The following is a 10,000-nucleotide window of genomic DNA, read 5'->3' on the forward strand; positions in this document are numbered from 1 at the left end:
CTCCTACGGCATTTCCAGACAAGAGTTTTTGCAGAACTACTACCACCGCGAGCTTGATCCTCAGTGGACGGACAAAGTGCGTGAGCTGGGCGTGCGCTGGCAGAAATTTGCCGATAACGAAGCCGGTCCCATTGGCCGTATTCGCGCCGACATCATCCAGTTGGCCACCGATATGGGCGTGGCCGTCGATGATTATCGTCGCATCGTGCAGACGGTACAAAAGGGTGAGCGCGAGGCCCGTCAGGCCAAGACCGAAATGGTCGAGGCCAATCTGCGTCTCGTCATCTCGATCGCCAAAAAGTACACCAACCGCGGTCTGCAATTCCTTGACCTGATTCAGGAAGGCAATATCGGCCTGATGAAGGCCGTCGATAAGTTCGAATATCGCCGCGGCTACAAGTTCTCGACCTACGCCACCTGGTGGATTCGTCAGGCCATCACGCGCTCGATTGCCGATCAGGCGCGCACCATCCGTATCCCGGTGCACATGATCGAGACGATTAACAAGATCGTGCGCACCTCGCGTCAGATGCTACATGAAATCGGCCGCGAACCGACGCCGGAAGAACTGGCTGAAAAGCTGGCCATGCCGCTGGAAAAGGTGCGCAAGGTTTTGAAGATCGCCAAGGAGCCGATTTCGCTCGAAACCCCCATCGGGGACGAAGAGGATTCGCACCTCGGCGATTTCATCGAAGACAAGAATGCCGTCCTGCCTATCGACGCGGCGATCCAGTCGAACCTGCGCGAAACCACGACGCGCGTGCTGGCGTCTCTGACGCCGCGTGAGGAGCGTGTGCTGCGGATGCGCTTCGGCATCGGTATGAACACCGACCACACGCTTGAAGAGGTGGGTCAGCAGTTCTCGGTGACGCGCGAACGTATCCGCCAGATCGAGGCCAAGGCGCTGCGCAAGCTGAAGCACCCCAGCCGCTCGCGCAAACTGCGCTCGTTCCTCGACAGCTAACGGGGTCTGGGGCCTGCGGCCCCAGATCTTCTACCAAAGAAAAAGCCTCGCTTCCTAAGCGAGGCTTTTTCTTTGGTTACAGGGTTTGTGGGGTCACAGACCCCACACCCCTTTAATTGAGAGACCATTAAACAGGCCACGTATCCGATGACAGAGCCAGCACGTCACCCGCCAGATAGAGCGACCCACAGATCAGCACGCGCGCGGGGCCGTCGGTGATACGCGACATAGCTTCCGTTACGCTCTCCGCAACGGTCGCGGCAAAGCCGCTTTGGGCCGCCCTGGCCGCCAGCTCGGCGGGCGGGATGACGGCCTCAGACGAAAAGCCGACGCAGGTCATTTTGGCATTAAGCCCTTTGAAATGCGCGAAAAATTCGGTCGCGTCCTTGGTATTGATCAGCCCACAGATCAAATGCAATGGCTTGGGGTCACGCGCCTGTAACCGGTCGATATGGGCGCGCAGGGCCCGCGCCGCGTGCGGATTGTGCCCGCCATCGAGCCACAGTTCCGAGCCTTCCGGTAGCGCCGCCACCAAAGGTCCGGCTTTCAAACGCTGCATCCGCGCGGGCCAGACGGCGGCTTGCAAGCCCTGATCCATGGCCTCTGACGACCAGCCCATCAGTCGCGCCGCCTTGATGGCCAGAGCCGCATTGTCAATCTGGTGCGCACCGGGCAGACGCGGCAGGCTGAGGTCGAGCAAGGCGTCTTCGTCCTGAAAAACGAGGCGCCCGTTTTCTTCGTGCGCTTCAAATCCTTGGCCTGCCGTATAGAGCGGACTGCGCGCCTTGAGGGCGGCGCGTTCGATGACGGCTTCGGCTTCATCCGCCTGACGCGCGCTGATGACCGGGCAACCGGGTTTGATGATCCCGGCCTTCTGCTTGGCGATAGTGGTCAGGTCATTGCCCAGAAAGGCCTGATGATCGTAGTCGATCGGCGTGATGATACTGATCTTCGGTGCACGGACTATATTGGTGGCGTCCAGCAAACCGCCCAACCCGGTTTCGAGCAGCAGCACATCGGCGTCGACCTCCGCAAAGGCCAGAAAGGCGGCGGCGGTTGTCGCTTCGAAAAAGGTCAGGGGCTCGCCGGCATTGGCTTTTTCCACGCGATCCAGCACGTCCGCCAGATAATCGTCCGTAATCAGAGTACCGGCCACACGGATGCGTTCGGCAAAGCGCACCAGATGTGGCGAGGTATAGACATGAACGCGCAGACCCTGCGCCTCGGCCATCGCCCGCAGGAGCGCCAGGGTCGAACCCTTGCCATTCGTGCCGGCCACATGGATCACCGGCGGCAGACGATCCTGCGGATTGCCCAAAGCCTCACAGACCCGCAGCATACGATCCAGCGTCAGGTCGATCTTCTTGGGGTGAAGCGCTTTGAGCCGCTCCAGCGGCGCATCAAAGGGTAACAGGCGGTCGGTCATACCGCCCCTTTAGCATCTCTACCAGACTTAAGGGAGAGCTTTCGCCACATCCCTGTCAGGACGACGGATGAACCAAGCAACTGAGCCCGCGACAAAGCCTGCGGCAGCACAGACTAACTGTAACTCAAGATTGTAGACTATAAACAGAGACATAATGCCCCCTGCCGCCGCCGAGAACACTACATGAAGAGAGTAACCCGTTTGGTGATATCTTTGCAAAATGGCTTGGACCGGGAGACCAAGAGCCACAAACGGCACCAGTATCGCTCCAAAAACAATAGCGAAAAGTCCTATGAATCCTGGATTAATTAGAAACTCTACGCCTTCCTCAATGGAAGTGGCGGAGACAAATAGAGATTCCAGATATACAAGAAGCAAAAAGGCACCTGCTCCTGCCGCAGCGCCAGCAACGGATGCATAAAGCGATTTAATCAGCGGCCAGTAGCTATCAAATTTCACAGGCTCCCCCTCATCACCTGCGCCCGCTACGGGTGCAGGGTCAATGACCCTGCCGCCGTTTGCCATCCATCAGCATGGACATCAGTGCGCCCAGAACTTCGGGAAGCTCCGCACGCGGAACAACCCGGTCCACCATACCCTTATCCACCAGATACTCGGCGCGCTGGAAGCCTTCGGGCAGCTTTTCGCGGATGGTGGTTTCGATGACGCGCGGCCCGGCAAAGCAGATCAGCGCGCCCGGTTCCGCCAGATGGATGTCGCCCAGCATGGCATAGGAGGCCGACACGCCCCCGGTGGTCGGGTCGGTCAGGACAACGATATAGGGCAGTTGCGCGGCCTTCAGTTCCTGAATGGCCAGCGTCGTGCGCGCCAGTTGCATCAGGGACAGGGTGCCCTCCTGCATGCGCGCCCCGCCCGAAGCCGTGATGGCGACCATAGGCACCTTGCGCTCAACGGCGTAGCGGCAGGCGGCGATAAAGGCTTCACCGGCCGCCATGCCGAGCGAACCGCCCATAAAGGTAAAGTCCTGCACCAGCACGACGCAGGGCACGTCCGACACCTTGCCATAGCCGATCTGCATGGTGTCCTTGGCACCCGACGCCTCACGCGCGGCCTTCAGGCGCTGCGCATAGGGCTTGCCGTCGGAAAAATGCAGTGGGTCTTCGGGCACGGCGGGCGTATCGAGCGCTTCATATTCGCCGTTGTCGAAGGTGAAGGACAGGCGCGTCTGGGCATTGATGCGCATGTGCCGACCGGTCGGCGTCACCCACAGCGACGCTTCGAGGTCGGGGCGGTAGATCATCTCGCCCGTATCGGGGTCCTTGACCCACAGGTTTTCGGGCGTTTCACGCTTGGACACAAATTTGGAGACGCCGGGGGCAATCTTGGCGAGCCATCCACCGCTGTCGCGGCGGTCCGTGGGTCGGGCGGTATTCGTCAAGGCGCGTCTACTCTTGGCTAATTTATCGGCAATGGCCATGTAAGGTCACTAACTCCGGGGGCGCTCAAAAATCTATGCGTTTTTTTCTGAGGTGAGCCGTGCCAATAAAGGGTTAATGAACCCTTTCATTCACCGGCTTCCACAGTTTGAGGGCCTAGTTTCTCGCGTTACGGACAGCCTGAGCCAAAAGGCTCGCGGTTTCCAGCACTTTTGTGCTGGATGGGGAATTTTCAAGTAAAGATTTCGCTATTGCGTCCACCAGCACCGAGCCGACAACGCTGCCATCGGCGATGCGGGCCACTTCGGCGGCGCGCTCCGGCGTCTTGATGCCGAAGCCGACCACGACGGGCAGGTTGGCGACCTCACGCACATGGGCCACGGCCTCACGGATACCTTCGGCATTGACTTCCTTGACGCCGGTGACACCGGCCACCGAGACGTAATAGACAAAGCCCTTGGTGCGCTTCACCAGCGTTTTCAGACGGTTGTCGTCGCTGGTCGGCGTGATCAGGCGGATCAGCGCCACATCGGCGGCGTCCAGCGCGTCAATCAGACGCTCGGCCTCTTCCGGTGGACAATCGACGACGATGACGCCATCGACACCCGCCTTAGCGCAGGCTTCGGCAAAGGCCGGATAGCCCATATTCTCAACGGGGTTCATATACCCCATCAGAATCAGCGGCGTTTCGGCGTCCGATTCACGAAAGCGTGAAGCCAGGGCAAACACGTCGGCCATCTTTGTGCCGTTCTTCAGCGAACGTTCGGCGGCAAGCTGAATGATCGGGCCTTCGGCCATCGGGTCGGAGAAGGGGAAGCCCAGCTCGATAATGTCGGCCCCGGCCTCCACCAGCCCTTTCAACAGGTCGAAAGAGGTGTCGAGGTCCGGATCGCCGGCCATGATGTAGGAGACAAAAGCCGCCCGATTCTCCGCCTTGAGTTGGGCGAAGTGGGCGTCGATACGCGCGACTGACACGGTTAGAGATTCCCCATTTGCTGACCGAGCGCCTTGGCGACGGTGAAAATGTCCTTATCGCCCCGACCCGACAGGTTGAGCACGATGACGCCGCCCTTACCGACCTCCTTGGCCAGATCGCCCAAGCGAGCAATGGCGTGCGAGGATTCGAGCGCCGGAATAATGCCTTCGAGGCGCGAGGTGAGCTGGAACGCCTCCAGAGCCTCTTCGTCGGTGGCATAGACGTAGCGCGCGCGGCCCGTATCGAACAGGTGGGCGTGTTCCGGCCCGATGCCCGGATAGTCAAGACCGGCCGAGATCGAGTGGCCTTCGAGAATCTGACCGTCCTCGTCCTGAAGCAGGTAGGTGCGGTTGCCATGCAGCACGCCCGGACGGCCGCCATTCAGCGAGGCGGCGTGTCCGTTATACACATCCAGCCCGTGACCAGCGGCTTCGACGCCGACAATCTTCACGCTCTCATCGTCGATGAAGGGGTGGAACATGCCGATGGCGTTCGAGCCCCCGCCGACGCAGGCGATCACAGCGTCAGGCAGGCGGCCTTCAGCCTCCAGAATCTGCTGGCGCGTCTCCTTGCCGATGATGGTCTGGAAGTCGCGAACCATTTCCGGATAGGGGTGCATACCGGCGGCGGTGCCGATCATATAGTAGGTGTCGTGGACATTGGTGACCCAGTCACGCAGCGCCTCGTTCATGGCGTCCTTCAGCGTACCATTGCCGTTGGTCACCGGGTGCACCTTGGTGCCCATCAGTTGCATACGGAAAACATTGGGCTTTTGACGTTCAACGTCCAGCGCGCCCATATAGACCGTACACGGAAGATCGAACTTGGCGCACACCGTGGCTGAGGCCACGCCGTGCTGACCGGCTCCGGTTTCGGCGATGATGCGCGTGCGGCCCATGCGGCGCGCCAGCAGGATCTGACCGATGCAGTTATTGATCTTGTGCGCGCCGGTGTGGTTCAGCTCTTCGCGCTTGAAATAGATTTTGGCACCCCCGAAATGCTCGGTCAGGCGCTCCGCCAGATAGAGCGGGCTGGGGCGACCGACGAAGTATTTGAGAAGATGGTGGTACTCCGCCCAGAAGGCCTCATCCTGTTTCGCCTGCGCCCATGCTTCGCCCAGTTCGAGAACGAGCGGCATGAGGGTTTCGGGGACATAGAGCCCACCGAACTCGCCGAAGCGCCCCTTGGCGTCCGGCATATTGTAGCGATTGGTCAGGATGGCGTCATCCACGGTGAAAGGTCCTTCTGGATTAAAGCTCTTTTACGGCCTTAAGAAACTGAGAGATCAGTGCTGCGTCTTTTAGTCCCGGTGCCCGCTCAACACCAGAAGAAACATCGACCATCTTCGCTTTCGACTGCGAAACCGCCTCGGCGACGTTCCAGGGGGTCAGCCCCCCGGCCAGCAGCCACGGGCGTGACGACGGGTAGCCCTCCATCAGCGTCCAGTCGAAACGCGCCCCGACCCCACCGGGCAGGGTGGCATCCTTCGGCGGCTTGGCATCAAACAGCAAATGCTCAACCACGTCTTCATAAGGCGCGGCGGCGAGCACATCGGCGCGGCTTTCGACGCTGATGGCCTTGATCAGCGGAATGCCAAAGCGCGCGCGGATATGGCGGACACGCTCAGGGCTTTCATGGCCATGCAGCTGGATCAGGTCGGGCCGAACCTTTTGCATGAGGGCCTCAAGCAGCGCATCGTCCGGATCGACCACAACGCTGACGCACTGCGTTTTTTTATTCACGTGCGCAGTATAGGAAGTCGCATTTGCAATCAACTGCGCCATGCGATCCAAGTCAAGATGCCTCGGGCTTTTCGGAAATGAGATGAAGCCCAACATGCCAGCGCTGTCATCTATCGCTATGCGAGCGCTATCATCATCCGTAATACCGCAGATTTTCGCCTTAATCGTCATGAAACGCCTTGATTTTTATATCAGATGCGCCGAGCTTTAAGAAAAATCAAGAATTAGCGCGCTAATTCTCGACTCACATAAAACGCGCCGGACAAACGGCGCACCGTACAGGGGATAGTATATGACCGCCGTTCTTTTGAGCGACCTCTCCAATAGTGCCCACATGAAGCTGGCGCTGGTAACGCCGGGGGCGCGCCCGACAGAGGCTACGCTGTATCCATGCAAGTCGATCGAAGAATTCAACGCTTCCATAGTCGATTTCCTCGAAGCCAACAACCAGCCTGAGCTGATGGCCGCGGCGGTTTCGGCCTGCGGCTGGGAGGTGGATGGCGGCTTTTCCATGCCCAATCATGGCTATCGCATCGACCGGCAGCACCTGCGCGAGCTTCTGAACATTCAGCGCCTGCACGTCGTCAATGACTGCGTGTGCAAGGCGATGGCGGTGGATCGTCTGTTCACCTCCGAACTGGTCAAGGTCTGTGGCGGCGAAGGCGAAGATGGGCAAGCCCGCGCCCTGGTCGGGGCCGGTCGCGGCCTTGGGCTGGCCGCGATCATTATGGATGATCTGGGACATCCGACGGTGCTGCCCTGCGAAGGCGGTCATGCCGATCTGGCGATAACAACGCCGCGTGAAGCGCAGGTGTTTGAACACCTTGAGCGCAAATACGGCCACGTGTCACGCGAACGCGTCGTCAGTATGCAGGGGCTGGCGGAAATCTACGAAATTTTGGGACAGGTGGACGCTGGCGACAACCGCCGCGTCAATGCTTCCGAGGTGGTCGCCCTCGCCCATACGGGTGATGCGCGGGCGCTTGAAGCCGTGAGTCTCAGTCAGGGCTTTCTGGCGGCTATGGCGTCGGACACGGCTCTGATGCTGGGGGCACGCGGCGGCATCTATCTGGCCGGTGAGTATGTGGAACTGATCAGCGACCTGATCGACTGGAAGGGCTTTGAGGCGCGCTTCACTGACAAGGGGCGACTGCGTGGCTATATGCAGGACATACCGGTCTATCTCATCCGGGCGCGTGATCTGGAACTGATCGGTCTGACCACCCTGTTTGGGTAAAAGAAAAGGCGCGGAACTGACCGCGCCTCGTGACTTATACCAACGGCCGAAGATGCTGACCGCATCCGACCGTTGAAAACTCGAGACTGTCTCATATGTGTCAAAGACATGAGACAGTCTCGAAAGGCATACCAAGAGTCATTTTCAATGACTCTTGGTATTATTTCTTCTTCAACTCTTCAAGAATACCGGCCAGCAGATCCTTTTCCGAAGGCCCCGGATCTGCCGCGGGCGCGGCGGGGGGCGGAAAGAGGCGGTTGATCGCCTTAACCACCATAAAGATGGCCGCACCGATAATCACAAACTGAATCAGCGTGTTGATGAAGATGCCGTAGCTGATGGCCACTTCGGGCGTGTCACCCACGGCGGCTTTCAGGACCAGCTTGAGGTCCGAAAAATCCACGCCGCCGGTCAACAGACCGATAGGCGGCATGATGATATTGTCCACAAGCGAGGACACGATCTTGCCGAACGCACCGCCAATCACGACACCGACCGCCAGGTCGATGACATTGCCGCGCATCAGGAAGGTTTTGAATTCCGAAACAATGCTCACGGGCACCCCCTCTGTTTATGTGTTTATTTTATTCGTTGTCGTCGCCCGACAGGTTCAGGCGTTCGCGCAGTTCCTTGCCGCTCTTGAAGAAGGGCACGTGCTTGGCGGGAACCGAGACCGCTTCACCGGTGCGCGGGTTACGCCCCACGCGCGCCGGACGCGAGCGTACCGAAAAGGCCCCGAAGCCGCGCAGCTCGACCCGGCCACCCTTTTCGAGCGTCTCGATCATGGATTCCAGAATCAGGTTGACGATCCGCTCGACGTCTTTCTGCGTCATATGCGGATATTCGGACGCCAAACGCTCGATCAGTTCCGATTTTAACATCTTATCCCCCGAACACAGGTTCGAAATATATAGGCGTCCGGTGATCCACGGTCTGAATCTTATGACCACGTTGCAACGCAGCCGGACACCCGCCAGCACATCATCTTGCGAGCATGATCGAAAACGAAAGCCGCTTCAAGGGGTTGTTTCAAAAATTAATAGCCGCTGAGACGAAATGTATACGAAATATGCGCTCATCCGCACGATGCCGCGCCTGTGAGGCGCTGCGGCGCACAAAAAAAGCCCCGCTTTTCAGTTCTTGCGAAGCTGAAAGGCGGGGGCCGCATTAAAGACAATTAAGTCTGAAAGGCTTACTCTTTGGTCGAACCGCGCAGGGCCGCGCCCAGGATGTCGCCCAGCGAAGCGCCGGAGTCCTGAGAGCCGTACTGCTCGATGGCCTGCTTTTCGTCAGCCATTTCCAGAGCCTTGATCGAGACGGACACCTTGCGGGCGGCCTTATCGACATTGGTGATCTGGGCATCGACGCGGTCACCCACGGCGAAGCGCTCAACGCGCTGCTCGTTGCGGTCGCGCGACAGGTCCGACTTGCGGATGAAGGCCGACACCGGAGCATCGTCTTCGCCGAACTTGACTTCGATACCGCCCGAAGTGACTTCGGTGACGGTGACGGTCACGGTCTGGCCCTTGCGGAAGGTGTCGCCCGACATCGGATCGCCGCCGAGTTGCTTGATACCCAGCGAGATGCGTTCCTTTTCGACGTCAACGTCCAGAACCTTAGTCTTGACGATGTCGCCCTTCTTGTACTTGGCGATGGCTTCTTCGCCCGCGACGTTCCAGTCGAGGTCGGAGAGGTGGACCATGCCGTCGATGTCGTTTTCGAAGCCGACGAACAGACCGAATTCGGTCGCGTTCTTCACTTCGCCTTCGATCACCGAACCGATCGGGTGCTTGGACAGGAAGTCATCCCACGGATTGTTCTGAGCCTGCTTGAGGCCCAGCGACACGCGGCGCTTGCCGGCATCGACTTCCAGCACGACCACTTCGACTTCCTGAGACGTCGAAACGATCTTGCCCGGATGGACGTTCTTCTTGGTCCACGACATTTCCGAAACGTGCACCAGACCTTCAACGCCCGACTCCAGCTCGACGAACGCGCCGTAGTCAGTGATGTTGGTGATGCGACCGGTGAACTTGCCACCGACCGGGTACTTGGCTTCGACACCGTCCCACGGATCGGATTGCAGTTGCTTCATGCCCAGCGAGATACGCTGCGTGTCCGGATTGATCTTGATGATCTGGACGCGGACGCTGTCGCCAACATTGAGGACCTGCGACGGATGCGACACGCGCTTCCACGACATGTCGGTGACGTGCAGCAGGCCGTCGATGCCGCCGAGGTCAACGAACGCACCGTAG

At 59.3% G+C, this 10,000-nt stretch carries 11 protein-coding genes; 2 read left to right on the forward strand and 9 right to left on the reverse strand.

The window, feature by feature from the left end; all coding sequences use genetic code 11:
• Positions 1–964, forward strand: a 964-nt coding sequence (gene rpoD / locus LDL37_RS14165; RefSeq protein WP_290799479.1) for an RNA polymerase sigma factor RpoD, incomplete at its 5' end; no start/stop codon positions are given.
• Between the two features lie 127 nt (positions 965–1,091).
• On the opposite strand, the gene LDL37_RS14170 is transcribed toward rpoD, so the two are convergent.
• The 6 genes from LDL37_RS14170 to LDL37_RS14195 form a co-directional block, all read right to left on the reverse strand.
• Positions 1,092–2,390, reverse strand: coding sequence for a folylpolyglutamate synthase/dihydrofolate synthase family protein (locus LDL37_RS14170; RefSeq protein WP_290799480.1), 1,299 nt, complete (start codon positions 2,388–2,390; stop codon positions 1,092–1,094).
• A gap of 27 nt (positions 2,391–2,417) precedes the next feature.
• Positions 2,418–2,849: a hypothetical protein gene (locus LDL37_RS14175; RefSeq protein WP_290799481.1), complete on the reverse strand. Its 432-nt coding sequence runs from the start codon at positions 2,847–2,849 to the stop codon at positions 2,418–2,420.
• A 40-nt stretch (positions 2,850–2,889) separates the two neighbouring features.
• On the reverse strand, positions 2,890–3,828 hold the full coding sequence (locus LDL37_RS14180) for an acetyl-CoA carboxylase carboxyltransferase subunit beta (RefSeq protein WP_290799482.1): 939 nt from the start codon (positions 3,826–3,828) through the stop codon (positions 2,890–2,892).
• A gap of 115 nt (positions 3,829–3,943) precedes the next feature.
• Positions 3,944–4,762: a tryptophan synthase subunit alpha gene (gene trpA, locus LDL37_RS14185; RefSeq protein ID WP_290799483.1), complete on the reverse strand. Its 819-nt coding sequence runs from the start codon at positions 4,760–4,762 to the stop codon at positions 3,944–3,946.
• Positions 4,763–4,764: 2 nt separating this feature from the next.
• The gene (gene trpB / locus LDL37_RS14190; RefSeq protein ID WP_290799487.1) at positions 4,765–5,961 is read right to left on the reverse strand and encodes a tryptophan synthase subunit beta; all 1,197 of its coding nucleotides are present in this window, start codon (positions 5,959–5,961) and stop codon (positions 4,765–4,767) included.
• Positions 5,962–6,013: 52 nt separating this feature from the next.
• Positions 6,014–6,676 (reverse strand): phosphoribosylanthranilate isomerase, encoded by a 663-nt coding sequence (locus LDL37_RS14195; protein WP_290799484.1) that lies wholly within the window; start codon positions 6,674–6,676, stop codon positions 6,014–6,016.
• A 121-nt stretch (positions 6,677–6,797) separates the two neighbouring features.
• Between LDL37_RS14195 and LDL37_RS14200 the strand changes: the two genes are divergently transcribed.
• On the forward strand, positions 6,798–7,742 hold the full coding sequence (locus LDL37_RS14200) for a glucokinase (protein WP_290799485.1): 945 nt from the start codon (positions 6,798–6,800) through the stop codon (positions 7,740–7,742).
• A 160-nt stretch (positions 7,743–7,902) separates the two neighbouring features.
• Here LDL37_RS14200 and mscL read toward each other — a convergent pair whose 3' ends face one another.
• From mscL to LDL37_RS14215, 3 genes are all read right to left on the reverse strand, one after another.
• Entirely contained in the window at positions 7,903–8,298 is a 396-nt protein-coding gene (gene mscL / locus LDL37_RS14205; protein ID WP_126422298.1) for a large-conductance mechanosensitive channel protein MscL, read from the reverse strand.
• A gap of 28 nt (positions 8,299–8,326) precedes the next feature.
• A complete protein-coding gene (locus tag LDL37_RS14210; RefSeq protein ID WP_013479844.1) occupies positions 8,327–8,623 on the reverse strand; it encodes an integration host factor subunit beta in 297 nt (98 codons plus the stop codon).
• 311 nt (positions 8,624–8,934) lie between these two features.
• On the reverse strand, positions 8,935–10,000 hold a 1,066-nt coding region (locus tag LDL37_RS14215), incomplete at its 5' end, for a S1 RNA-binding domain-containing protein (protein ID WP_290799486.1).

The sequence above is a fragment of the Asticcacaulis sp. genome, assembly GCF_020217185.1.
In the GTDB taxonomy this organism is placed as follows: domain Bacteria; phylum Pseudomonadota; class Alphaproteobacteria; order Caulobacterales; family Caulobacteraceae; genus Asticcacaulis.

What these genes read in the sequence shown, in the direction of transcription:
- trpB (WP_290799487.1), bottom strand. Translation starts at nt 5,961, where the DNA reads ATGCCGGACGCCAAGGGGCGCTTCGGCGAGTTCGGTGGGCTCTATGTC.
- LDL37_RS14200 (WP_290799485.1), top strand. Translation starts at nt 6,798, where the DNA reads ATGACCGCCGTTCTTTTGAGCGACCTCTCCAATAGTGCCCACATGAAG.
- LDL37_RS14180 (WP_290799482.1), bottom strand. Translation starts at nt 3,828, where the DNA reads ATGGCCATTGCCGATAAATTAGCCAAGAGTAGACGCGCCTTGACGAAT.
- LDL37_RS14195 (WP_290799484.1), bottom strand. Translation starts at nt 6,676, where the DNA reads ATGACGATTAAGGCGAAAATCTGCGGTATTACGGATGATGATAGCGCT.
- LDL37_RS14210 (WP_013479844.1), bottom strand. Translation starts at nt 8,623, where the DNA reads ATGTTAAAATCGGAACTGATCGAGCGTTTGGCGTCCGAATATCCGCAT.
- LDL37_RS14170 (WP_290799480.1), bottom strand. Translation starts at nt 2,390, where the DNA reads ATGACCGACCGCCTGTTACCCTTTGATGCGCCGCTGGAGCGGCTCAAA.